Source organism: Dyadobacter ginsengisoli DSM 21015 (genome assembly GCF_059568735.1).
In genome coordinates, this window is record NZ_JCANTY010000002.1 from 305,852 (window position 1) to 330,105 (window position 24,254).

The 24,254-nt window shown below is 46.1% G+C and carries 22 protein-coding genes; 12 read left to right on the forward strand and 10 right to left on the reverse strand.

Going from position 1 to position 24,254, the window contains the following annotated elements; translation table 11 throughout:
* Positions 1-174 precede the first annotated feature (174 nt).
* From BP71_RS07565 to BP71_RS07580, 4 genes are all read left to right on the forward strand, one after another.
* Entirely contained in the window at positions 175-759 is a 585-nt protein-coding gene (locus BP71_RS07565) for a Crp/Fnr family transcriptional regulator (RefSeq protein WP_496377963.1), read from the forward strand.
* A gap of 232 nt (positions 760-991) precedes the next feature.
* Positions 992-1,654: a hydrolase gene (locus BP71_RS07570; protein ID WP_496377964.1), complete on the forward strand. Its 663-nt coding sequence runs from the start codon at positions 992-994 to the stop codon at positions 1,652-1,654.
* A gap of 117 nt (positions 1,655-1,771) precedes the next feature.
* Positions 1,772-2,191, forward strand: coding sequence for a hypothetical protein (locus BP71_RS07575; protein ID WP_496377965.1), 420 nt, complete (start codon positions 1,772-1,774; stop codon positions 2,189-2,191).
* A 387-nt stretch (positions 2,192-2,578) separates the two neighbouring features.
* On the forward strand, positions 2,579-3,181 hold the full coding sequence (locus BP71_RS07580) for an NADPH-dependent F420 reductase (protein ID WP_496377966.1): 603 nt from the start codon (positions 2,579-2,581) through the stop codon (positions 3,179-3,181).
* 379 nt (positions 3,182-3,560) lie between these two features.
* Here BP71_RS07580 and BP71_RS07585 read toward each other — a convergent pair whose 3' ends face one another.
* The gene (locus BP71_RS07585) at positions 3,561-3,959 is read right to left on the reverse strand and encodes an aldehyde dehydrogenase family protein (protein WP_496378999.1); all 399 of its coding nucleotides are present in this window, start codon (positions 3,957-3,959) and stop codon (positions 3,561-3,563) included.
* On the opposite strand from BP71_RS07585, the gene BP71_RS07590 reads away from it, so the two are divergent.
* Positions 3,924-4,076, forward strand: coding sequence for a helix-turn-helix domain-containing protein (locus BP71_RS07590; protein WP_496379001.1), 153 nt, complete (start codon positions 3,924-3,926; stop codon positions 4,074-4,076). The genes BP71_RS07585 and BP71_RS07590 overlap by 36 nt on opposite strands.
* A 317-nt stretch (positions 4,077-4,393) precedes the next feature.
* On the opposite strand, the gene BP71_RS07595 is transcribed toward BP71_RS07590, so the two are convergent.
* Both BP71_RS07595 and BP71_RS07600 read right to left on the reverse strand, forming a co-directional pair.
* Complete coding sequence (locus BP71_RS07595) at positions 4,394-6,142, reverse strand: RagB/SusD family nutrient uptake outer membrane protein (protein ID WP_496377967.1); 1,749 nt, start codon at positions 6,140-6,142, stop codon at positions 4,394-4,396.
* Between the two features lie 45 nt (positions 6,143-6,187).
* Positions 6,188-9,271: a SusC/RagA family TonB-linked outer membrane protein gene (locus BP71_RS07600; protein ID WP_496377968.1), complete on the reverse strand. Its 3,084-nt coding sequence runs from the start codon at positions 9,269-9,271 to the stop codon at positions 6,188-6,190.
* A gap of 428 nt (positions 9,272-9,699) precedes the next feature.
* Here BP71_RS07600 and BP71_RS07605 point away from each other — a divergent pair, with 428 nt between their 5' ends.
* Both BP71_RS07605 and BP71_RS07610 read left to right on the forward strand, forming a co-directional pair.
* Positions 9,700-10,014 carry a Ca2+-dependent phosphoinositide-specific phospholipase C gene (locus tag BP71_RS07605; RefSeq protein ID WP_496377969.1) on the forward strand — a complete coding sequence of 105 codons (315 nt, stop codon included), beginning with the start codon at positions 9,700-9,702 and terminating at the stop codon, positions 10,012-10,014.
* A 385-nt stretch (positions 10,015-10,399) separates the two neighbouring features.
* On the forward strand, positions 10,400-10,957 hold the full coding sequence (locus BP71_RS07610; RefSeq protein ID WP_496377970.1) for a hypothetical protein: 558 nt from the start codon (positions 10,400-10,402) through the stop codon (positions 10,955-10,957).
* A gap of 38 nt (positions 10,958-10,995) precedes the next feature.
* Here the strand turns inward: BP71_RS07610 and BP71_RS07615 are convergent, their stop codons facing one another.
* On the reverse strand, positions 10,996-11,346 hold the full coding sequence (locus tag BP71_RS07615) for a hypothetical protein (RefSeq protein ID WP_496377971.1): 351 nt from the start codon (positions 11,344-11,346) through the stop codon (positions 10,996-10,998).
* 525 nt (positions 11,347-11,871) lie between these two features.
* Positions 11,872-12,402: a hypothetical protein gene (locus tag BP71_RS07620; RefSeq protein ID WP_496377972.1), complete on the reverse strand. Its 531-nt coding sequence runs from the start codon at positions 12,400-12,402 to the stop codon at positions 11,872-11,874.
* Between the two features lie 472 nt (positions 12,403-12,874).
* On the opposite strand from BP71_RS07620, the gene BP71_RS07625 reads away from it, so the two are divergent.
* Both BP71_RS07625 and BP71_RS07630 read left to right on the forward strand, forming a co-directional pair.
* The gene (locus tag BP71_RS07625; protein WP_496377973.1) at positions 12,875-13,510 is read left to right on the forward strand and encodes an FISUMP domain-containing protein; all 636 of its coding nucleotides are present in this window, start codon (positions 12,875-12,877) and stop codon (positions 13,508-13,510) included.
* 133 nt (positions 13,511-13,643) lie between these two features.
* Positions 13,644-15,143 (forward strand): recombinase family protein, encoded by a 1,500-nt coding sequence (locus tag BP71_RS07630; protein WP_496379003.1) that lies wholly within the window; start codon positions 13,644-13,646, stop codon positions 15,141-15,143.
* A 293-nt stretch (positions 15,144-15,436) separates the two neighbouring features.
* Here the strand turns inward: BP71_RS07630 and BP71_RS07635 are convergent, their stop codons facing one another.
* Positions 15,437-17,629, reverse strand: coding sequence for a BspA family leucine-rich repeat surface protein (locus BP71_RS07635; RefSeq protein WP_496377974.1), 2,193 nt, complete (start codon positions 17,627-17,629; stop codon positions 15,437-15,439).
* 272 nt (positions 17,630-17,901) lie between these two features.
* Positions 17,902-19,893 carry a tetratricopeptide repeat-containing sensor histidine kinase gene (locus BP71_RS07640; protein ID WP_496377975.1) on the reverse strand — a complete coding sequence of 664 codons (1,992 nt, stop codon included), beginning with the start codon at positions 19,891-19,893 and terminating at the stop codon, positions 17,902-17,904.
* Positions 19,894-20,058: 165 nt separating this feature from the next.
* On the opposite strand from BP71_RS07640, the gene BP71_RS07645 reads away from it, so the two are divergent.
* Both BP71_RS07645 and BP71_RS07650 read left to right on the forward strand, forming a co-directional pair.
* Complete coding sequence (locus BP71_RS07645; protein WP_496377976.1) at positions 20,059-20,796, forward strand: LytR/AlgR family response regulator transcription factor; 738 nt, start codon at positions 20,059-20,061, stop codon at positions 20,794-20,796.
* Between the two features lie 263 nt (positions 20,797-21,059).
* Positions 21,060-21,200, forward strand: coding sequence for a transposase domain-containing protein (locus tag BP71_RS07650; RefSeq protein WP_496377977.1), 141 nt, complete (start codon positions 21,060-21,062; stop codon positions 21,198-21,200).
* Between the two features lie 167 nt (positions 21,201-21,367).
* On the opposite strand, the gene BP71_RS07655 is transcribed toward BP71_RS07650, so the two are convergent.
* From BP71_RS07655 to BP71_RS07665, 3 genes are all read right to left on the reverse strand, one after another.
* Positions 21,368-21,820 carry a hypothetical protein gene (locus BP71_RS07655; protein ID WP_496377978.1) on the reverse strand — a complete coding sequence of 151 codons (453 nt, stop codon included), beginning with the start codon at positions 21,818-21,820 and terminating at the stop codon, positions 21,368-21,370.
* 143 nt (positions 21,821-21,963) lie between these two features.
* A complete protein-coding gene (locus BP71_RS07660) occupies positions 21,964-22,551 on the reverse strand; it encodes a Crp/Fnr family transcriptional regulator (RefSeq protein WP_496377979.1) in 588 nt (195 codons plus the stop codon).
* A gap of 38 nt (positions 22,552-22,589) precedes the next feature.
* Complete coding sequence (locus tag BP71_RS07665) at positions 22,590-23,603, reverse strand: NAD-dependent epimerase/dehydratase family protein (RefSeq protein ID WP_496377980.1); 1,014 nt, start codon at positions 23,601-23,603, stop codon at positions 22,590-22,592.
* A 130-nt stretch (positions 23,604-23,733) separates the two neighbouring features.
* Here BP71_RS07665 and BP71_RS07670 point away from each other — a divergent pair, with 130 nt between their 5' ends.
* Positions 23,734-24,222: a hypothetical protein gene (locus BP71_RS07670; protein ID WP_496377981.1), complete on the forward strand. Its 489-nt coding sequence runs from the start codon at positions 23,734-23,736 to the stop codon at positions 24,220-24,222.
* Positions 24,223-24,254: the final 32 nt, after the last annotated feature.

The window sequence follows — 24,254 nt, forward strand, 5'->3', positions numbered from 1 at the left end:
TAAATCAAGGTTCTCCGGTCTGATGTTGAATTTTATCAAGACAGAATCTTATTTTCGCTCAGACTAGCCTTGTCCCGGTGGCCGACAGGTGAGGATGATGTTGTAAAGCAGGAAACAGGCGCGGTATAGTGATGTACGTTAGTTTAGTAATACCTTTAGAATTGCCATAAATCCATGTACGACATACTCCGCAAATATATTGACCGCGTAACTTCTGCCGTAATTTCCGACGAGGAGTTCGTATATATAGAACAGGCGTTTGATATCAGGAAGATTAAAAGGAAGCAGTTTCTTTTGCACGAAGGAAGCGTCTGCCGGTATATGGCTTTCATTGCTTCCGGGGCGATGCGCCAATACAGCATTGACGATAGCGGCATTGAGCATATCACGACCCTGGCCGTAGAAGGATGGTGGATGAGCGACAGGGGAAGTTTGATTAACCTGACGCCTTCCCGCTATAACATTGACGCAGTAGAAGATTCGGAACTGCTGGTTTCGACCCTTGATAAACTAAACCTACTGAAAGATCAGTCGCTGACATTCCTGAAAATGGCCCATATCCTGGACCAGAACCATTCGGTCGCCGCCCAGGCAAGGATAGAGGCAGGCATCAGCTTTAGTGCCGAAGAAAAGTACCGGTACCTGATGCAAACGCATCCTGAGTTTTTCAACCGGTTCCCTCAAACTATGCTCGCTTCGTATCTCGGTTTGACCCCGGAAACGATGAGCAGGGTGCGAAAACAGATCCTTTCACGATAAGCTAAGTTAAAAATCTTCCCAGTGGCCCGGTTCAGACCGGGCCGTTTTTTTGGTCCTGATAAGGAACCCGACAGACAATTCCATTGATCTGGATCAACCGTATTTCTTAATTCAGATCAAAGTTTACCCTCCCTATCTGCTCCACCTTTGCATTATCGATAGCGGTTTAAAACGAGGAATTAACGCGCTGCCGGTCTCTTAACATTTTCTCACCTATTAAAAGTCTAAGACAATGCAAGTTCAAAACCAATCCAATGCAAAAGCAGGCCTGGATGCCCTGTTAACTCCTGACAACTGTGCTTTGATCCTGATCGACCATCAGCCATTCCAATTTGCGGGGCTCAGAAGCCATGATACACAGACCATCATCAACAACGTGGTAGGACTGACCAAATCGGCAAAGGCATTCGGTGTACCGACACTCTTCACAACGGTACTTGAGCACCGGGGTGGGCTTTTGCTCAAACAACTTCAGGACGTTATCCCTGATCAAAAACCCATCGACCGGACCTTTATCAACACCTGGGAAGATACCAGGGTAACCGACTGGGTCAAAGCGACAGGAAAGAAGAAAATTGTAATGGCTGCTCTGTGGACAGAAATATGCCTGGCGATGCCTGCGATCCAGGCGCTGGGTGAGGGTTACGAGGTTTACATTGTCACCGATGCGTCGGGCGGCGTGAGCCTGGAAGCGCACGAGATGGCCGTGATGCGGATGGTGCAGGCCGGCGCTGTGCCTATCACCTGGACAGTATTCGCAGCTGAATTGCAACGGGACTGGGCACGCACGGAAACCGCTGGAAAACTGGGTGAAATGATGTTGGACCACATGGGCAATGTGGGCACAAGCCTGTCCTGGGAGCTTCAATTGCTGGCAACACCAGTTGAGTCATAATTTCAGCGGGAACCCTAATAAAAGGAAATGTCAAGGCAATGCTTGCCAGGTCACAAATGAGAAACAAGCAGGCGTTGCTTTGTCACTTCCGTTATCAAACCAACAATTTTTACCCGAATGGCCAGTCCAGCAGCTGTGACAACCCGAATACTTGTGATCGTTGCCGTTATGGTCTTGGCTGTTAACCGGATCTCTTTTGGGCAATTGCGGGACAGGTTGCCAACTGGTTATCTGGCTGACGCCTCTGAGCAGTTCTGGCCAGCCGACACATCGAAAGCGCCGCTACACAGGATCCGGCACCTCCCGATTTTTGATGGGAATGGCTACCTGAGCTCCAGAATCAGTATCCGGGAAGGGTTTGAATATTTTAGGGGCTACCTGTGGGGAATGGGTCCGCAGGACGATAATGGATATGTTTTACACCGCGTGTTACTGCATAGCGATTTACGGTATAGCAAGCATTTTCGCTTGTTCACTGAATTACAGACCAGCCTTATCTCCGGACGTATCGGGGGGCCCGCCCCGTACAAGACTTAAATAAGCTATCGGTAAACCAACTGTTTGGAGAAGTGTCAATGGCTCCGACCACAGACAGCCGCTTTCGGTTAGGAAAGCAGAACCTGAATTATGGACAGGGCACCTTGCTGGATTTACGGGATGCCAACGTCCGAAGGTCTTTTGTGGGAGGCAAGTTGTTAACGGAGCTTTCTTGTTACCATCTTCTGATGCCGGCAGGCATGTGGGTGACATGTGCGATCTGCAGCTGATATACAGGGCCGGAAGGCACTTCAGTTTTCAATTCGTTTCCGCCTACTATCTCAGAGGAAGCTACCTGAAAGTTAATCCTGCCACAAATAGTGACATCGTTTATTTCAACATCAAAGCTGCAATTAATATTTAGTTCAAAATTTCAAAACAAGATTTATGAAAAAGACATTTGGCATTATTGGCGCGGGGAATATCGGTCAGACCGTGGCGCGCCATCTAGTAAAAGCCGGGCACCCGGTGATCCTGGCCAATAACAGCGGGCCGGATTCGTTGAAAGAGATTGTTCAGTCATTGGGTAACGGCGCCACTGCCGGTACCGCTTTGCAAGCCGCCCATGCTGATATCGTGTTACTTTCGCTTCCCTGGTCGCAGATTCCAACTTTGGCCGAACTCACTGACTGGACAGCGCGTGTTGTGATTGACGCTACCAATCATTTTATTACCTACGCACCCGAGTTTAAAGTACAAGACCTGGGAGGGAAAGCGTCCAGCGAAGTGGTGGCTGCAACGCTGCCCGGGGCCAGAATTGTAAAGGCTTTCAATACCATCTTTTACAAGACGCTGGCCGAAGACCCCAGGGTTTTAGGGGGCAACAGGGTGCTATTCGTGTCGGGGAATGATCTGCCTGCCAAAAATGAAGTCATGGGTGTGATCGAATCTTTGGGATTTGCGCCGATTGACCTGGGTTCCCTCAGCGAAGGCAGTAAACTACAACAGGCTAAGGGAGCCCTTGCTACTTTAAACCTCGTCAAATTTTAGGAGACGTTCCATAAATGGCATGCTGACAGCGTTTTTGGATCGGCAGTACTGACAAGCAGAACTTCCCGCCTGCTATGCTGCGCTTGCCAGGCGTTACCAGCTGGCTAGGGCTGAAGAGGTAGCCCTGTAATTAGCAACTAACGGGCACATCCAGGCTTTGCTACGCCGTTGGAAAAGATGCAGTATTCTAGCCAACGCGGTTCCCTGACTGATCAGGACGATATAGAAAGTATGCGCGCCGAACCTAAATTGAGAAGTAAAACTGTTAGTGAACCGATTTGACAGCAGTTAAAACGCCCCGGGGGAATTACATGCCCGGGGCACTAGTTCCAGATTACCAGCCTTTTGTTTGTTAATGGATGAGAATGCTTAAAATCGCTTACTTCTTTTTCACCCATATAGTTTGTGGTGTGGTATATGCCAGCAGCCCTTCCAGGCCACCCTCGGAACCAAACCCTGATTGTTTTCTTCCGCCAAACGGCACTTCCGGCGCAAGTTGCATAAACTGGTTCACCCAAACCGTGCCGGATTCTATGCGTTGTGCAATCCTGATCCCCTCTTCTGCATTACCTGCCCATATAGTTCCACCTAGTCCAAATTCTACACCGTTGACTTCCCTGATTGCTTCTTCTATATCCTTGAACTTCACGATTGGAATAACCGGGCCAAACTGTTCCTCTTTTACGATCCGGGCATCTTTGGGAGGGTTGCCGATTACGGTGAGCGGAATAAAAACAGGGTTATAGAGAAAGCAAAAGAAATCCTTAGCCTGACCAATCTATCGGTCGCTGAAATTGCCTATATGCTTGGATTTGAGCACCCTCAGTCATTGAATAAACTATTTAAGAACAAAACAAATTTATCCCCATTGGCATACAGGAGGTCTTTTAATTAGTCCGGCGCTATACGATTGTGAACAATCACTGGGATTGAGCTAAGTGATATCTTCTAATTCTAAATTGCCTGCCGTTTGAGAACACTTACAGTTTCAGAATTCCAGCATCTGGTGTAAATGGGAAAACATTTGGTATGACATATGGCTTGCCCGGCTCCACGACGGGGATGATATCTGCCAGATAGATGGACAAAGCCATGTGAAGATGAGGACTTACAAACAAAAAACAGTAGCAGACCTGAGTCTGCCACTGTTGGAAATCTAAATTTATCCATCTGAAAACCTGTGTCGGCTGTTCAGGATTAGTGAGAGTGGATCTAATATCCCTGATTTTGTACCAAGAATCCTTGCTGGCCGGAAGCTCCGTCGATCGCTCTCTGAGGGATTGGAAATAGTCGCTTGTTGACATTACTATCCATTTTTTCCGTCCACTTACCCTCATATTTTCCAAACCGGATCTGATAGTTTCTTCTGAATGCTTCCCAATACAACTCAAATCCAGACTCACGGAATAAGATGTCAAGGTCAATTCTGGTCAGCGCTTTCGGAGTCTGGGTTGGTCGGGCATTTCTTGAAGTTCTTAATGTATTGATATCGGCCAAAGCCCCTGCATTGTCACCGTTTCTTAACTTCGCTTCGGCACGCATCAGGTAAATCTCTCCAAGCCGTATCAATACCAGGTCGACACTGCTGTAGCTACAGCAATTGTTACCGGTATGACTAAACTGATACTTTGAAAACCGGTAGCCCGTGTTGTGCAAGCTGCCTGGGCCTGTAAAGTCGACATTGCGTGTGTGATTTACATAAGTCAGGTTCGCTCCGCTGGTTCTTTTGTTGATCACCGGATATATCCTTACCTTGCCGTCGTCGCATCTTAAAATATTCCCGCTTCCATCTTTTCTAGGACCCCAGATAATTCCCCGCAGAATTCCTCTGTCCATTTCGAACTGCGTGGCTTCCACGCAATAATAATGCTCCGCATCATTCAATGGAGTAACTCCTGTAAGGTCTTTCAGGTTCTCAGGTACGATTGTATTTTTCTTAAAAAAACGAGCATCAGCATCGGCTGGATCTGTATTACCATAAGCATCCACCCAGGTTTGATAAAAGTCGGGAGTTGCTGCTACCGCATCTGTTCCACGCGTATTTGGAAACTCCGGTCTTGGTATCTGGTCACCGGATATCGACCAATACGCCCATCGCTGTTGATCAGTTTCCAATACGCCTCGTTGGTCAAGCGCAAAAATGAGCTCCTTGTTAGTATGGTTCTCGTCGCTGAACAAATCGAAGTATTCAGGAGACAGCGAATACGGTCCGGCAATGATTTCGTTGGTGTATTTAATCACCTTATCCATATCCTCCTTTCTGAATTCAGGCGTGCCATATGGATTGCGATAGACGGCAGCGTTCAAATATAAACGCGCCAACAAAGCCTTCACCGCATTTTGGTTTAACCGGCCCGGGTCGTTGTCTTTCCTGATCAGATCAACCACCGATAAAAGCTCGCTTTCAATATAACCAATTGCCTCCTGCCCCCTCATAATTTGAGACACCTCACTTGAAAGCTCTTTTTTGAAAACCAGGCCCCAGTTATCCAATGCCAGCATATTGAGGTACGCCTTCATGGCCACCATTTCGTAGTAACCTGCCTGCGCACTTGCATTACCGGTCTTAGCCGCTTCGTTCAATCTTTCCGCAGCAATGACGGCTCTTGATAAAGTAAGGGTAATTTGCGTCCAGGTATCGCCGACGAGGGCATTACTTGGGGTCATCAAATGCTGGTGAATCGCGATGAACTTGCCACCATCGTACCAGTCGGTGCCGCCGCGATAAGGAAGGATACCTTCGTCAGAAGCTACCTCCTGAAGTCCGAAATTGTTTGTATGCAGCCAGACGCCGGAACGCAGAAGACCATATACCGGGGCGATGGAGCCGCTTACAAGTTCTGCCTGGCCTGTTCCCGTGAGGGATTCGTCGAGAATTTCCTCATCCAGGCTGGTGCAACCGATAAAAGCCGTCAGAAATGCTATGACCATCAACGCTCTATAAAGTCCTATATTTTTCATTGTGATTTGATTTTCAACGAATAGCAAATAATCGTTTATGTTCTGTTAAAATGTCACATTAAGACCAAGCAGAAAAGTTCTCGCTCTCGGGTAGGTAAAGCGGTCAATTCCAAATGTCTGAATTCCGCCGGAAGCCGATCCTGTATTAACTTCCGGATCAAAGCCTGAATAACTGCTTATGACAAACAAATTCTGACCGGTTAAGGTAAGACTGGCACGTTGAATGACATTCCCTAGCTTGGTTCCTGCAAAATTCAGATTGTAAGCCAGCGTAGCATTATTCAATCTCATAAACGAGCCGTTTTCGAGATATCGGGTCGAGACAATATTGGCATTGCTCAACGCCTCATTGGGGTATTGAATGGCAAAATCAGTAGTGTTGTTGGATTTAGCCAATTGTGCCCTGCTAAACAAGGTCATGGTCGTATGATTGAAAACCTTATTGCCGGCTACACCATTAAAATTCAAGCCGAGATCAAAAGCCTTGTATTTAAAATTGAGGTTGTATCCGTAGATGATTTTAGGGATCGCGCTGCCTACCACAACACGGTCGTTGTCCAATATCGCCCCATCTCCGTTTGTATCCCTGAATACATTTTGACCATTATCCGCATTAATGCCATCGAATTCGTACATATAGAATGCACCCAAAGGATAATCATTAATATAGCCATTAATAGTCGCCCCTGATTGGCCGGAACCTTGTGCCGCCCCGGTCGCCAAAACTGCGTAAGGTGACTTCTTAACTTTATTCTGAATGTAGGTGAGGTTACCTCCGATATTGTAGGAAAAGTCCCGCTTCGTATCGCTGCTGTAGTTCAAGGTCAGTTCCACACCATTGTTCTGGATTTTCATATTCGGGATATTGGTCCAGTAAGTGGAAGTGGGCTGAACAGGATCGGGCGGAACTACTTCAAGAAGGATATTGGAAGATTGCTTGTTAAAATAATCGAGCGTACCGGTCAATCTGGATTTGAAAAATGCGAAGTCAATACCTAAATCGATCTGTGTGGATACCTCCCATTTTAGATTAGGATTTGCCAATCTCGTGAAAATAATCCCGTACGGATAGCCTTGCAAGGAAGTGGCATCGGTATCAATAGGATAAGTATTTACGCTTCCAGTGCCTGTTTGCAAACGCTGCTCCAGATAGCTCGCTTTTGTAATCTTGGATGGAATTTCCTGATTACCAGTCTGCCCCCAACTCGCACGTAATTTCAGGTTGTTGAAAACCGTATTGTTCATGAAAGCTTCCTTGGAGATGTTCCATCCGGCGGCGAATGACGGAAAATAACCGTATTTGTTATTCTGCCCGAACTTGGAAGATCCATCGGCGCGGAATGTACCGGTGAACATGTATTTATCAGCAAAGACATAGTTGACCCTTCCGAAGAAAGATTGCAGCTCGTTTTTCAAGGCTTCCGAATTCACCGCCGTCGGCAGTGCAGTTGTGCTTGTATGGTCCTGATAAATCGGGTCGATATTATTATTTGCAAAGCCGCGGTAGGTAGTTATTCGGGTCTCATCCAAAAACTTCTGATAAGAATGACCCGCCAGGAGCGTAATATTATGATCATTACGGAGCCAGTTATACGTTAGCGTGTTCTCTACAAGCTGATTGGTATTTCCACTTACTGCATTGTCGAGGACACCATTAGAAACGTCGGACTCATTGACAACCGCAGGAAAGGGCTTGTACTGTTGATTTCTCGTTGTAGTAGAATAATCGACGCCGAAATTCAATTTGTAAGTAAGGCCGTCCACGATTTCTATTGATGGCGAAATATTTGCCAGAATCCGGTGATTAATAGCCTTGTCACTAAACAAATTATATCGCGCAAGCGGGTTTAATGCATTGGTGTTCAACAAGGTAGGAGCACCGTTGGTATAAGGGGGAATCGTCGGATTCAAAGTGAGCATGTCGCTCATGGTAGACGTGATATCCGGGCGTAAATTTTCCGTACGGGAAGCCGTTAAATTATAGTCGACTTTTACCCGGCCGTTGAATGCCTTCTGGTTCAGATTCAATTTTCCCGAATAGCGTTTCAGCCTGCTGTTTTTCAGAATACCTTCCTGATCTTGATAGCCCACGGAGGTGAAATAGGAAAAACTTTCACTGTTGGCTCCGCTCATCGATAAGTTGAGCGTGTTGGATACACCTGTTTGTGTAAGTTCATCCTGCCAATTCGTGTTCGCTCCAAAATCTTGCAGAGTTCCGCCCGTGGCAACAACCTCCCTGCGAAAAGCGTCGGCGTCGAAAACATCTATTTTATTTGCCATGGACGATATCGCTGTGGACGCCGACAAGGTCATCTGCGGTTTTCCCTTACCTTTTTTCGTGGTAATTACCACAACCCCGTTAGATGCCCTGGATCCATATACGGCTGTCGCACTAGCATCTTTCAGCACATCGATACTTTCAATATCATTAGGGTTAATGAAGGTAAGCGGATTCGTGGGAACGCCAGTGTTGGAATTGTCCAGCAAAAATCCGTCGACTACGTATAGCGGCTGCGTTCCGGACCGTAGGCTACCAATACCCCTGATAATGATATCCTGCGCAGCCCCTGGCTCACCGCTATTTGCAGCAATGGAAACACCGGCCAGTTTGCCTTGCAGTAATTCACCCGGATTCGTAACAACGCCCCTGTTGAAACTTTCGCTGCTGATGGAAGAAATAGCGCCGGTAATGTCCGACCTTTTCTGTGTGCCGTAGCCAACTACAACCACCTCATTCAATTGCGAAAGGTCCTGGCTCAACTGGATAACGATCGAGGATTGCCCGGCTACGGGAATTTGTTTGGTGGCATATCCAACAAAAGAAACTACGAGAACGGCGTCAGCATCGGCATCTATAACAAATTTCCCTTCGGCATTCGTTGATGTCCCCCTTGTTGTTCCTTTGACGACAACCGTTGCACCTGGCAGCGGCACCCCGGCCTGATCTGTAACCAAACCCGAGATGGACTGCACAACAGGCTCAGGATTTGAAAAAGAAGTTTCTACCTGAAACGAAAGCTTTGTATTAACACTCGCAGGGAATGCCTGGGCCGGATATGTATTTAGTACAACCCATAGCAAACCTGCGGAAAGACCTACAAGTTTTGATAGACGTAATTTTGAACGCATAAAATTAAAGTTTTACTTATGATCCGGGTTCAAAATTACTTTCGGAGAGGTAAGGGGTGAGTTAATACGCATTACCATTGTATTAACAAATAGTTACCTGGCTTCCGAGGTCAAGCGCCACAAACTCTGGTAACACAAATTTAACACCGCTGTCTTTCTCGCCGGGCTACCTTTGCATAGTACAAAACCATCACAGATGAAAGCGCTATTAGGTCTGTTGCTCGCGTCAGCTGTTTTTCCGCTTTTGCCCAAACGGATGACAATTTAGAGATTAATAAACGCAGGTAATCGGTTCTCATAACAGCTATAAACAAGCCATAAGCCAGGTCTTGTTCAAGGAGTTTTGGAAAATTTGTTTTTGTACTGGACGATTCGGGCAGCAAGCGTGACATGTACATCGCCGGCACCCATCCCTGCACGCCGGAACAATGTTTGCCAACGCATTGCCTGGCACACCGGAAGCCGCTTTTCTGATCAGAAATAATGCCAAAGCTCCCGAAGTACAGGATCTGGTAAGAAAAGGCTACATCATTCGCACCCGGGCCGACTCCGATACCCGTGAAGCGAGAAGGAATGATAGAACTACATTCGAGGCGGCATACAAATCAGGTGCGCAGATTATTACTACGGATTACTACCAGCAAAGTACCCTTTTTGAATCCGATTATTCTGTGAGCTTCGAAGACGGCACTTATTTCAGGAAGAACCCCGCTCGTTTAACCATGGGCAGAGAATTCCTCTGATTGACTTAGCGGTCGAACCGTATGCGCTGACTATGCCCGTCTCTCGTTTGAGCAAACTATTTGGTTCTTAGCCCAGCCTTGCACAGAGCTCTTAGAGTTAGGTAGCTTCTTAATGTAAGGCATATGGTAAAGTGCTCCTGGTCCCAAAAGTTTATAGCCATTCTGCCTACGGACGCTGATGTACTTGGATTTTTATAATACGCCACACGAGTTCTGTGAAAGCAAAAATGCACGGCCCGGAATGGCATTCAATAAAGGTAGAACTCCATGACGAAGAATCGCTGGGATTTACCCGTTGAAAGGCATGCCCTTCATCCTTCCTTTTGATAAAAGACTTGGTTCGACTAAATTGAGAACTTATCAAATATCGCAAACCGGATGTCGAATGTTAACAGAGTTTGAATTACTGATTGACGAGCTGGAATCTGAGAGACTAATACTGGACAAAGAATTGCAAGAGTGTCTAATGATGCAGGATTATAAATATGCTGACTACTTTCAAAAGGGAATTTGGCGGATCGAGCGGCGGATTGATCGACTTAAACGGCTTAACCGAAATCCTACATCGCTTGATACCCAGTATTTGGCCGACGCAATCGTTGAGCTTAATGAAAGGCGCATATCACGCTTCTCGTTGGTGTTGACGAGAAATTCAGATTTTTATCTGAATTTTCATAGACTGCCAAACAACACGCTTTATTGCCAAATACCCACAGAACGGGAAATGTTGGAAGCCTATCATTATGTTTACCTTTCTTCGATGAAAAAGAACATATTATCACTTGGCTTTCACCTACTTGAAGAGACTGCGGGGATTGAATTTGCCGTGGAAGCAAACCTCTCATGTGACAACATACTCACAAAACTCGCTATACTAATGTTTGACATACTGCAACTACGACCGGACGCCAGTGGATATATTGAAAAGAAATATGACGGGTAAGTAAGCGGAAGTACGCATGTGCAAAAAAGGCGGGTGTTTTATATCGTGTCCTTACCGCTCACTTTCTCAATATGACATTTATCAGCCCGGATCAGGTAATCTTCATTTACGGCGACGGTGTCGCCTCTAAGGCCTATAAAACGAAATTCCTCCTGACGCCCCTCCAACATGGGTCTGTGTAAATCATTTAATACAACATACTGATTGTTATCACCGGCTATATCCCCGTTTACCCGGATCGTGTCCGACGTCGATAGTCTGACAGTGTAAAAATCTGTAAGAGCTGGCCCTGACACGGTCAAAGCGACGAATCTAAATTCATCCGTGCAAACCTGCCAGATCGGATTCCCATTTTTGCAGTCTGTCAGAGATGCTATCAGCAGCATCATTACTAGAAATCTGGTTTGGATCATTTTTCCGGAACGTTAGTCTCAATAAAGGAACCGATAACGTCCACAATAGTTGCCTGGTCCTGTAACTTTGCCAAAATGATAACGACTTCAGGCCATCTAGGAACAAAATTCCTGCTTAAATTTTGCCTAGACACCGATCTAATTCAAAGCTGCTTCTCTAAAACAAGTTACAAGTTGCTGTCGTCAATGCTTATGAGTGTTACAGTTTAGGGTGCCGAAGTTTAATTCATCAAACTTTTTTAACGTCGTGCTTAGTCCAATAGTGGTATTTTGAAACCGGCTATGATTTACGCTTTAATCACTGTTTCGACGCACTCCGAGAACATGCTCATCAATACCCGTTTGATGAAATGGTCAAATACAAATCCGCATCAAGATGGCCGAGGGCAAATTCGTTGCCAGGTACATTAAATAGGCTTGTGTCCTCAAACACAAGCCTAGTCCGCTATGATCACAGAGCGAAAACAAAGACAGATCCTGATCTAAAAAATAGTATTGAGGCTAGCCTCCAACATGTCCGCCGTCTTTTTTGGCGACCCCATGTGAACCACTTCCCCCACCTTCACTACTAGCCTCTGCTTTGCCATGCCCTTTGTCGCCGCCAACTTCGCGGCCACGCACACCCGAACCTCCACCATCTTTATTCTCGGCTTTTCCGTTGCCCACCCCATTGCCGCCTGCAACGGCCAGCGCGCGCGCGCCCTTGTCCCCTTCAGCCTTCCCACCACGAGTACCAGCACTCCCCTCGTCGACGTCAGCCACACCATTGCCCACACCACCTCCACCCTTCTCCGGTACCGGGACGATACCGTTTCCTACTTTGTCGCCATCGGCAATCCCCCCCTTGGTACCAGCGCCGCTCTCGTCAGCAGCGGCTGTCTTCGAGTTGCCAGCTCTATGCCCTCCCTCGGCCGTATTGACCACTCCGTTCCCGACGTTTCCTCCGTCCACGCTTTTTGTTGTTAAGTAATACCCGGCTGCCCCCACTACGACTGCGGATACAGCGGCAGCGATCTTGTGTTTCGTTTTCATTGCTTGCTAGATTTTAGTTACAAATAATTGAGGAAAAGGCTTTCCGATGTAAAATCGGATTAAATAGAAAACAACGGCATATCGACAACCGGAACGAATCTATCCAGTCGACTGCGAAAATGATCCTTAGGAAATTAGTGGGAGTTTCCCGCAAGAAAGCGGGTTATCAAATGTGGGAATTATCAATACAAAAAGCAAGAAAACATAGAACTTAAGTTGCTATAAATAAACAACTTAAATTACATTGAACAATACAAAAGAAATACCCGGTCGGCGTCTATTTGACGGACAACTCATTACTAACATACCTAGTACCCCAGCAGAATAACTACCCCATGTTATATTACATTCCGAAACACAGATCTGGACACAATAATGCGTACTTGGAGCACATTGAATGCTCGGAGGTGCAGCTGTAAATTAAGTATCTTTTGATAAGTCTTATAATGACAAAACTAAACCTGAAATAACAATGATGAAACAACGCATCCTTACCGTACTTGCTACCTTGTTTTTTACACAAGTGGGAATTGCCCAATCTACCGGTACCTTCACTGACTCACGAGATGGTCAAACGTATAAAACGATCAACTTTAAAGAAGTTTTGACGGGCAAAACCGTTACCTGGATGGCACAAAACCTGAACTACAAAGTTGAAGGTAGCTATGCTTACGATGATAATGAGAATAATCGAAAAGAGTTGGGCTTGCTTTACACGTGGGAGGCGGCGAAAAAAGCCTGTCCCAGCGGTTGGCATTTACCGACGGATAGCGAATGGGCTATGCTTGTGAATCAATTTGGTGGTATGGACATGGTCGGTGAAGCGCTAAAAAGCGTCAAAAGCTGGAATGAAGACGGTAACGGCACCAACAGCAGCGGGTTCGATGCGCTTACAGGAGGTCACCGAAGACCTGATGGCAGTTATATGTTTCAAGGTATTCTCGGTGGCTTTTGGACGTCCTCAACTAATAATTCGGTTGACAGAGCCTGGGCGTGGAACTTTCACTATGGTGGGCCTCCCAGTAGCAATAAACAAAATTTAAAAAAAGCGTTCCGTTACGATGGCGAAGTTTCTGCCGGACACTCAGTTCGCCTGGTTCGGGATTAAGTTACGTCCCTCCCAGCCTATTTTTAGGTTGTGAGGCTAGGACGAGTCGACAGGGAGCAAAGCGAAATTGAAAAAGCCATTAGAGCTTTAAAAGAATCAGGTGAAGACCTTACCTCCGAGCAGGCAGAATTCTGTGGAGGTAGTCGAGGTAATATTTGAAGATCATTCAGCGAAAACGTTCATGCGCCCAAAGTGGCAAATGTTATTGAACCGCATAAAAGAGAACAAAAGACTACGAATTGATCAAATTTTATTTACTAAATGGGACCGGTTCAGTCGTAATGCAGATGATGCATATCAAATGATCAGCATACTTCGAAAAGCTGGCATTGAACCACAAGCTATCGAACAACCACTTGACATCCGTATTCCGGAGAACAAGATCATGCTTGCCTTCTATTTAGCGGCGCCTGAGGTCGAGAATGATCGCCGCGCGTTAAATGTCTTCCACGGCATGCGGCGTGCCAAGAAGGAAGGGCGTTGGGTGGCCACCGCTCCAATAGGATATCGAAATTCCCGCTCATCAGATGGTAAAAAAATAATTGAGCCCGACCAGTCCAAGGCACCTATCATAAAGTGGGTATTTGAGGAACTTGCATTGGGCAGGTTTAACACCGAGCAAGTCTGGAAACAAGCGGTAAGAAAGGGACTCAAATGCAGCAAAAATAATTTTTGGCTCGCAATTCGGAATCCGGTGTACTGCGGACAGATATTTATTCCCGAATTCGACGGGGAAAAGGCACATCGCGTAAAAGGATTGCACGAGCCAATTGTCACGCCAGCAACGTTCAACTTAGTACAAGATATCATTTCCGGACGGAAAAGGAATCCGTACCAAAGGCCTAAAATAGTCTCCGACGACAATCTACCGCTGAGGGGATTTTTGCGTTGTACGAAATGTGACAGAATGCTTTCGGGCAGTGTATCGAAAGGAAGGAGCACTTACTATTACTATTATCACTGTTCTTCCTCATGTGGTGTTCGATTTAAAGCGGACGAGGTAAATGAAAAATTTGAACGCCAACTCAACATGCTGGTACCGCGACCAGGCCGGATGAAGATCTATTCTGATCTGGTGCTAAATAGCTACAAAGAACAGACCAAAATTCGGGAAAAAGAGCGAAGAGATTTAGTCGAAGAACTCGACAAGATTAATGAAAGATTGCGAAACGCACGAATCAAATTGGTTGATGGCCTTCTCGCAGCGGAAGACTTTGAGCATGTAAAATCGCTATGCACAAAACGAATTGAAGAACTTGAAATTAAGCTGAACAGCTTTTCCGACGATCAAGCAGAAATAGGTGCCTATTTAAAGCATATACTCACGGGACTCGAACACCTCTCAAAGCTTTATAAATCAGGCACTTTAGAAGAAAAAAGACAGATAATTGGTTCGATCTTCCCTGAAAATTTGACTTTTGACGGAATGGAACATCGAACCGCTCGACTGAACGAAGGGATTGATCTTATCTATCAGATAACGAGCAAGTTAAGAACACAAAAAAAAGGGACAAGTGCGTTTAAAAACGACTTGTCCCGTAGGGTGCGCCCCAGGGGACAGAGTTCGAACCTTTTGCTTCAAGATTTGAGAAAACTGGCAGCATTGTTTGAGTTACGTGAAAGAGCTCAATGAGCGACTCTATATAACTCAAGATCGTCTGTAATTTTAGAACACTTACAGTTAAACTGTGCGTTTTCTCCTTCTTTAGTTTCGATGGCATTTGACCTTCCTTTTGCATTTATTTAAAAAGCAAAATTTATTTTGTCACCTTCGTAACAGCAGGTCGCTTAATTGTTCTGAGACACTTACATAATCAAGCTCCACGACCCAAGGCGTTTAGTCCTGGCGATCGAGAGAGGGCTCACTTATCATAGACCGAGAACACGGGAATCATTTCCTGCATCTATCCTCTCGTCGCCTTGCCGCTACCGCGCAATGGCGACTTTTTGGACATAGCTTCGTTTATCGTCCAGCGTGCATCGAAGGATGTAAATTCCCGTGGCGAGATGACTAACCGAAACCGATGTTGTTGATACTGGTTTTTCCTGGCTGAACACTGTGTTACCCAACATATCTGTAAGCGAGAGTGCATGTATGCGGCCGGTAACCGTTTTGAGGGAGATATGACTAACAGCCGGGTTCGGGTAGACCTGAATGATTTCTTCATGATCGGCAATTGTTTCATTATTGTACGTTTTCGTGCCCGACTCAGTTGCGGTATCGGCGACTGTACGGCAATTAATACACCACCATGTCCAACAATCTTTCTGGTCCCCAATAATGGTCCAGAGATAGGTTTGGGTGAGCCGTTTCCTGCCGCGGCCATTGTCTTCAGCCCGGCAGTACGTCAGCCCGTCCGCACCGAGTGTCACCATGGCTTTAACAGGCTGCTCTGCCCAGCCCAATAGTGTGGCGTCATATTTGGAGGTTGAAAGTCCCGAATAACTAAGCATCGCCCCCATGTTGGCTACGTTTGTGATATTCCACATGCCGAGCCCCTGGTTGAAAGATTTTGCTTGTTCAAACATCCATTGCATGGTGGTTACCTTGCCGGTATTCCAGTTATTCAGGGGCTGATTAAAGGCTGTTGCATAGGCAAACGTGCCTGCCATTGCAGTAACGTTGGCGGTATTCCAGCTGTTGATCGGCTGGTTGAATGATCCCGCATAAGTAAACATGCCTTCAATATTGTTCACATTGCCGATGTTCCAGTTGCCTATCGGTTGGTTAAAAGCGGCCGCCTTGTGAAGCATCCACTTCATGGTAGTCACATTTCCGGTATCCCAGTTGCCAATCGGCTGATTGAATGAAGCGGCTCCTTCAAACATCGATTCCATGGTGGTTACCTTGCCGGTATTCCAGTTGCCGATGGGTTGGTTAAAGGACTTGGCATTGACGAACATCCATTGCATTGTTGTAACGTTGCTGGTATTCCAGTTGCCGATAGGCTGGTTAAATGACCAGTTGTGCCCAAATGCACCTAACATATCCGTAATATTGGCTGTGTTCCAGCGGTCAAGGGGCTGATTGAAGTCGGAGAGCATAAACATCCGCCTGATTGTGCGCACGCTGCGCACATCCCAACTGCCTATAGGCTGGTTAAACTCGTGAATGCCGTAAAACATAGACTCCATCGTAGTTACATTTCCGGTATCCCAGTTGCCAATCGGCTGATTGAATTTGTACGCACTACTAAACATGAATGACATGTCGGCTACACGGGTAGTATTCCATCCCCCAATCGGCTGGTTAAAATTAGAGGCAGACTGAAACATACCGGCCATGTTAGTTACCTTACCTGTGTCCCAACTGTTAATTGGCTGGTTAAACAGCTTCGCGCTGCTAAACATGTATGACATGTCGGTTACGTTCATCGTATTCCATCCGCCGATCGGCTGGTTAAATTTGGAGGCCCAATTAAACATACCGGCCATATTAGTTACGTTACCAGTGTCCCAACTTCCGATCGGCTGGTTGAACATCTCCGCAACGCCGAACATGTATGACATGTCGGTTACGTGCGTCGTATTCCAGTTGGCGATGGTGGCATTGCCGGCAAAAGCCCGGCATCCGCTGAACATTCTACTCATATCATTCACCGCAGACAGATCGGGAATATCGGTCGCTGTCACCTCCATCTTTGCACAACCTTCAAATGCGGAGGCCATACTTGTCCATTTAACATTTCCCCATTGCTCTACTTTTAGTAGTTTCTGTTGATTGACATATTCGGTTTCCGCCATTTTGAACCCGTGAAATGTGCCCGCTCCGGGTGCGGCCCAAATAACGTACATACCGGCATACGGTAGCATCAAAGTAGTTGTGTTACTGCCCTTAAGGGAGCGAACCACCCTGTAATCTGCCCCGACATACATCCATGTAAGGTCATAATTCTGGCCTGCTCCCGGGAAAACGATCTGCTTTTTAGCTGATTCGGACAGTCCGTATCCTTTTAGGTCCGTATTCCAAACAGTCACAAATGCATTTTGAGATTGCGCAAATACCTTATCGGTGGACCTACTGAAAAGAAGTGTTCCTATCAAGAAAATCACAATTTGCCGACCGGCAAGGATTGCGCCGGGCAACAGGTTCCTGGAAATGTAAGATAGAATTTTCATGTCCTTAGTTGATATGTTGTGACGACCTAGCTTGAATTGATGCCCCCACCCACCTAAAATGAAGCCGGCTAAGCAGGATGTACTTTCAGAGCGTGGTGAGACTGGTTTGATAACCTCTTTATTCTCGTTCAAGTTAGAAGCAAATATTGTATCTCCTTATGGGACTGAGTGTATACGCCCTATCAACGAGCAAGCGCGGCTTCCCGATTAGGCGGCATATTCAAATTGAACCTGTTTGCTCTTCTCCGTTACGTTTTTCCATTAATATGGGCCTACCCCGGAGTGTTCCTGAAGATCTTCGGAAAAGTCAACCTGGCTATTGTCCCGGTTCCCTCTCCCAAACTTTTACTGCGTATTTCAAAGGCAGCCGCCGGATCGTCATTCATGGAATTGAAGATATCTATTCTCTCTTTGATAGAGGACAATCCGAAGGATCTGTTTTTATAGGGTAATCGGGTTCCGGTGTTTTCTGTATGCTCAATGCCGATCCCATTATCAGAAACAATAAATATTAGACTGTCAGCACTGTACGTCAGGCTTATGATGACTTCTCTATTTTCTTTTGCTGATCGACGCAATCCGTGATGTATGGCGTTTTCGATTAAAGGTTGTACCAGCATTGGAGGTATCAGCAGGTTGGTGAGATCAATTGACGGGTCAACCTCAAACCGACAGGCGAATTGGTTCCCGAACCGTATTATTTCGAGCTCTGCGTATAATTGTAAGGCCTTCCACTCACTATCAACCGGGACCTGGCTTTGAGTAGAATTTTCGAGGATCAGCCGGCTCAGCAACGCAAACTTCTGCACAAGCTTTCCGGCGGTATCCGGGTCCTGCTCAACGACATAGGACTCAATTGAATTCAGGATGTTATAAGTAAAATGCGGGTTCATCTGGCACCTGATGGCCTTTAATTCACTCTCAGCAAGTTTATGCCGGTTTCTCAGCTCCCTGTTTTGCAGCTCATTTTTCAGGCGAAGGTGCCCGATGCGATATCCTGTCAGCAAAATGAGCAGTAACGCACTTACGCCGACAATAGCCAGTGCGCCATACAAATAGGCCTGTCTGAGCTTTAGCTTTGATAATTGTTGCTGTTGCCTATACGCTTGCTCCCTGGAATGAAAAGTATGCTCGGCCCGGAGAGAAGCAATCTTATTTTTATTTTCTTGAGAGTACAAGGAATCTGTAAGAATTTTAGATCGTCTGAAGTTTTTAAGCGCATCTTTGTACCTTCCGTTAAACTCCTGCAGGTTGGCAAGTTCTGCCGAGAAAAATGCCAGGTTGTCCAGGTCCCCCGATTCCTCCGCCGCTTGTACGGCCCGCGTTAAATATGCTAATGCTTTTCCGGAAGACTGTGCGTCCTTGGTTTTGTAGAAGATCCCGGCGTAGACCGATCCTATGTTGCCGGTATTTGTGATAGAAAGGGCGTGAAAAGGATTCGTTTCATCGAATAGCTTTTGTGCATTCATTAAATATTTCAGCTTTACGGCGATATTTGCTTCATGCAGCAATGCAATATGCGACCATGCTTTGGCTTGCCCTATTCTGTCATCCGCCTTTGTATAATTATTAAGGCTTTCCCAGAAATACGGTTTAGCTTTTACAGGCTTATTCCTGGCCAGGTATACCGAGCCAATGCGATCTGCCGCTCCCGCGATGCCCGAAGGGTCACCGAGCTGTTGATAAGCATTATAAGCCTGTAAACTGTAGTGAAAAGCCTCCGAATAGCTCTCCTGGGATAAATAGACATCGGAAATATTGCCATATAGCAATGCTATGTACCTTTTTTCGCCTATGTCCCTGGCAACTTCCAGCGCTGCAAAACTGTTTTTTAGCGCTTTTACGTTGTCGCCCTGACGCTGGTAAACTGAGCCGATATTAATGACATTGCCTATTTCATTTTTTTTGTTTCCGATCCGTCTGTTAATTTTTTGAGCGGCACGATAGTACTCGATCGCCCTTTGATAATCCCCGTTGTTGCTAAACAGGCTTCCTTGGTTGTCATACAACGCAGCTATTCCTTTTTGCCAGTTATTTTTTTTCGCTACGCTCAGGCCCCAGGCAGAATAGCGCCATGCGGAATCAGTATCGATGTTCTTATATATGTCCGCAAGCCTGAAAAGCATCTTTACCTGGACCGTATCAGACAAAAGGTAGGCATCTAAATCCGCTTTCATGGAATCTATCACCGCCAATCCCCGACTTTGGGCTTTTGTAACCAGACTCGCACACAGAAACACAAAAACGAGGGCAATTTTAGCCATTAACATTTTGTTTGCGATTGTTGGTAAATATCTGACTTTGAAATAAAGTAATATTTCCCCGAATGGGGGGATATGGCCTGTTTGTTGAGAAGGCTATGTGAATAGCCTTCACTTGCACTACAACAATAAAAAGACGAGATTTACCACTACAATACTTATCAAGTTATGCTCAAAGCGGTAATATTGGACGACGAAACAAGAGCAGCAGCCTTGCTGAAACACAAACTGAAAGCATTTGCCGAAGAGTTGTGCGTAACTGCAATTTTTGACGATCCGTATAAAGCGCTTGATGGGGTTACAGAACAGGCCCCTGATGTTCTTTTCCTGGACGTAGACATGCCGGGATTGAACGGGTTGCAGTTTTTGGAACAACTGGGCCATTTTAAGTTCCAAGTCATATTTACGACAGCTTATGAGGGCTTCGTCCTGGAAGCGCTTCGCCTGAACGCCGTAGATTACCTTGTAAAACCAATCGACCAGGAGCAGCTGCATGCAGCTATCGGCAGATTGCAGAAACGTGTTGCCAATCAGTCATCGAGCGTTTCTGTGGCAACACAGGAACCTCTTTCAGCTAACCTAGCCTTATCAACGGCCGAAGGAATCTATTTTGTAAAAAAATCCAGTATTGTACGGATCGAGGCAATGAGCAACTACAGTGTTTTCTTTCTTCAGGAGAAAAAGAAAATCATTGTCTCCAAAACCCTAAAAGAGTACGAAGGAGTTCTGGCCGGTTTTCCCTTTTTTCGTATTAACCGCTCTGTAATTGTCAATCTGGAATATGCAGTGAAATATAAGAGAGGCGACGGTGGAATACTAGAGATGACCGACGGAATCGAAATAGAAATCTCTGCCTCAAGGAAAAACGACCTCCTTAAACTTATGTCAGCGGATCCGCACCATTAGCATGGAGGGAACTAAACGAACACCTAACACGGCTGCGCATATCCGGGAAAGAAAGCCAGGCAAAATCATTGGGATCAGTAGTATTGGGATAGTTAACTCATTTGGGGGTAAATTCGTCAAGTGATAACCGGTAAAGCCGCGCATCGGGTTAACACCCGACTGGTCTTCAAATATTTGCCATATTACATTATTGGCGATCGAGTAAAGCGATTGCGGATTGTGAAAATAGCGCTGGTTGGTGTTGGCTTGGGGGGTTATACTTTATGGCCACGTGCAAGAAAAATGGTGTTAATGAGCAGGAATGGCTCAAAGACGTATTCGAAAGGATCCAGTCACACAAACAAAAAGATCTTTATCAACTGCTTCCAAATAACTGGTTGGAGTATCGGAATCAGAACGTTTAACCTGCCTGTCAGAAAGTCAAACTACACAATACGGGTTCGTCGGATGCATACTTTTCATCAGCAAGCTACGTAAAATAGTTCGAGATCGGACTGGTGGTCAATCTGCGGTTCATCCCCACTTTTGGTGGTCTGTCTCACAGTATTCTCCACTTAACCTCACAAGTTGTCTAGTCAATCAAATCAGCGTTTAGTGGCTGGATGTCTGGTGACACATACTCTTTCCGAGCTTTGACGGAAAATATTAGAGCTTTACTATAGAATTTCAGAAAGGCGGTTCGCTCAGAAAAAGGGCTAGTGAATAAATGATTACAAGCTTCTAAAAAAGTCATCTTATCTCGAACCCGTTGCCAATACACGTCCAAAAGCCATATCCAGAACTGAGTAATCGTTTCATGATAACCGCCGGTATCAGTGTTTTTTGTCCCAACGGACTTGTTGTACGTATAAATACAATCAGGCATTTTCCGAGCTGCTTCAGCCTGGCCGTACTCACGGACAAACCATAGCCCCACAGTCAAATGAGCGACATGAGTCCACTCTTCAACCGGCAAGGATTTGTCGGAAAATTTGCTGATTAAAACGTCTATCTCTGTTAAGTCTTTGTAGCGAATTGAATTCATACCACTTTTATCTATTGTGATTATTAAAATAATCTAAAATACAATTACTGATAGTCTACCTACAACGGAATCCGATGGGCAACGCCGCCGAATTCTCCAAGCCTTTGATGTACAAAACTGCGTAAAACCGACCATGCATTACCCTACTTGAAGTTTTCGAGGGCGACTTTCCTTCTGACCCGACTCAAACTTTCCGGCTTCATACCCAGGAAAGATGCAATGTATTGGACCGGCACATTGTGCAGGATTTCTGGGTGCGAGGCGATAAGCTTGCGGTACCGTTGCTCCGCGTTAAGCGTGGCAAGCTCCTTTGACCGATTTTCATTGTAAGCAATTGAGTGCTGAAAAACGGATATGCTGAAATCCTTCATTACGGGGCTGGCTGCTATCAGCTCATCCAGATCCGGTTTGGTTATTCTTAGAAGTTCGCATTCTGTAATGCATTCAACATTTTCGCCCGAGACGGTTTGGGTAATAAAATGGCCATAGGATGTAAAAAAACCTGGCGGGCAGTTAATGTGCGTCGTTACTTCGTCACCATTCTCATTATAGTGGAACAGGCGCAAGAAGCCGGAAACGATATAGTACAGGTATTTAGGAAGTACGCCCTGCTCCTCAATGACCCGGTTCTTAGGAAAAAGTACAGGATCAAACGCCTTCCGGATCAGAATTGCTTCTGGTTCCGGAAGAGCGTGATATTGTTTGATAAAATCGATGAGTTTGTTATGCATTGACCGTTGCTTGTTCGAGGCTTTCAATATATGCAAAACTATTGAAGCAGGTTCTTATGTTCCATTAGGTAAGCCAGTGCCGACTTCACAGCTAGTTCAGGTTTGCCAGGATTAAAACCAAGCTCGTTTCGCGCTTTTTCGATATCGAAATTTTGTTGCAGGCCCGAAAACATCTTTATGTCCTTTCGGGTCAGCAGAGGCGCCTTTCCTGAGCCCCTCGCTGACAACTCCATCATAGCGGCAAGGCCCAACAGCATAAATTTGGGTAAGGCTCCCGGCACTTTCAAATTCAGTTCCGGATAAAGGCTGCTGGCCAACCGGGTTGTCTGGGTAATGCTCATACACTGCTCGTTGGCCAGGATGTACCGTTCACCCGGAATGCCCTTTTGCGCAGCCAGGTAACACCCCTGGGCCACATCCTTGACGTCGATCCAATTCAAGGTGATTTGGGTGTCGACGGGAATCCGCTTATTCAGGATCAATTTCAAAATTCCATAAGAAACATTCAACGGAAGGGTGGCGTACCCTCCTATCATCGCCGAGGGCAATACGGCTACTAACTCAACGCCGAGCCCGTCGGCCAACCGAAATGCCAGCTGCTCGCCGTCATTTTTTGAGTTGTAATACATGTCCCGTCTTTCGGGATTATAACCGTAGCGCTCCTTAGTCGGAAGTTTCGTATAATTAAGTGCAGCAACCGAACTCACATATACGATTCGTTTGACACCCATTTCAGCCGCGGCTTCAATCATGTTACGTGTCCCGTTCAGATTCACATCGTAGATCTCCTTTTGTGGATCCCTTGCCCAAAGCTTAAATGCCGCGCCTACCGCGTAAAACACCTCCACGCCTTCGAGTGCTTTTACAAGCGAGGCTTTATTGGTAATATCAGCTTGAACTACCTCACAGTCCACCCCCAAAAGCGATGCTTTGTTTTCGATTTTGCGTATCGAGGCCCTTACCGGTATGCCCTTCGATATCAACAGTCGAACCAGGTTATTGCCCAGATGTCCATTTGCGCCGGAAACCAGCGCTAAATTCTTTTGTCCCATTGTTAATCTTTCTGATTGTTCGGGACAAAATTCAAGACTTCCGGGTCCTGAGCACTTGACATTTGTTATTTAATCATCCGACCCATTACTCGACTAGTTTTACGCCGAACGGATCCAGCAGGGGAATGCATTGCGGCAATCTTTACCGGAAAGAGACCAGGCCGAAAAAGCGGAGGGTAAAGATAGAACCGCTTTTACATGGCTAATGCAGAATACGCCGGGCTCTTTACCATTCGTGGTACAGTCGACGCCGCTGCAATACCATGTCGATGGATTTTCAGTCAGGATTAATCCGTTCTTCCAAGCTCCTTTTTTACATTATTTCATTTTTGTACATCGCCTTCCTCGGCATCGGTGTAGTTTCTGGCGAGGTAATGTTGATCTGGTGTTTGCGGCACAGCTCAGCGACCAAGATTTCCACACGCAGAGCTTCCATAACGATCAATACCCTCTGCTCGGCAGTGAAAAGTCGTCTGGTCTTGCGACGAATGTCTTTGCGGCCGCCGCGCGAATGCAATTTTCAGGTGTAGGCTTCTTTGCGTTTCTCATAGTTTTAAAGTACTCATTTTTAGGAAAACACTCTCTTCACTTTCATTCAAAATTGTCCACTTTTCTCTGACGATTTACACGTATTTCCCGCACCCTGTAAAG